General features: G+C 44.6%; 2 protein-coding genes. Both read right to left on the bottom strand.

What is annotated here, in order from left to right:
• A partial coding sequence (locus tag K9U40_RS23985) for a WGR domain-containing protein (protein ID WP_282892549.1) occupies positions 1-207 on the bottom strand: 207 nt, incomplete at its 3' end.
• Between the two features lie 12 nt (positions 208-219).
• The coding region (locus K9U40_RS23980) for a hypothetical protein (RefSeq protein WP_282892548.1) at positions 220-433 on the bottom strand (214 nt) is incomplete at its 5' end.

The raw sequence follows: 433 nt of genomic DNA, 5'->3' as shown, positions 1-433 counted from the left end.
GGATACTTCTTCTGCGTAGCCCTTTTTCGTTTTCTCCGCAATCAACTTCAGCTCCGCTTTTTCCGCCGCCGCCGCATCAGCAAAGCTTTTTATCTGGCTTTGCCCGTTAGTGCCGACTTTGCCCCAACTGATATGCAGTTCATTTTCCTGCTGCTCTACTGCCCAGAATTTATGTGATTTTTCGTCCTGATAAATATAGGTTTTCATTGCTAAATCCTTTTAATCAAACAGTGATTCAATGTCGTTAATGAGTTCGCTGGCGGTGATGTCGTCGAGCGCGGAAAAAGTGAGTGAGGATTGTTTACCGTAGCGATTATCAGGCGAGGTGATTTTTACGCTTTCAACCGGTAGCTGGTCGCCATACCCCGTTTCACCATAAATTAATGAAAAAGGTTCTGTTTCAAGTTCGAGATCGCCATAAGGAGTAGATTTG

The organism is Xanthobacter autotrophicus (assembly GCF_030015065.1).
Lineage (GTDB): Bacteria > Pseudomonadota > Alphaproteobacteria > Rhizobiales > Xanthobacteraceae > Xanthobacter > Xanthobacter autotrophicus_D.
Note: the sequence above shows the minus strand (reverse complement) of the source record. Positions and strands in the feature narration are given on the sequence as shown.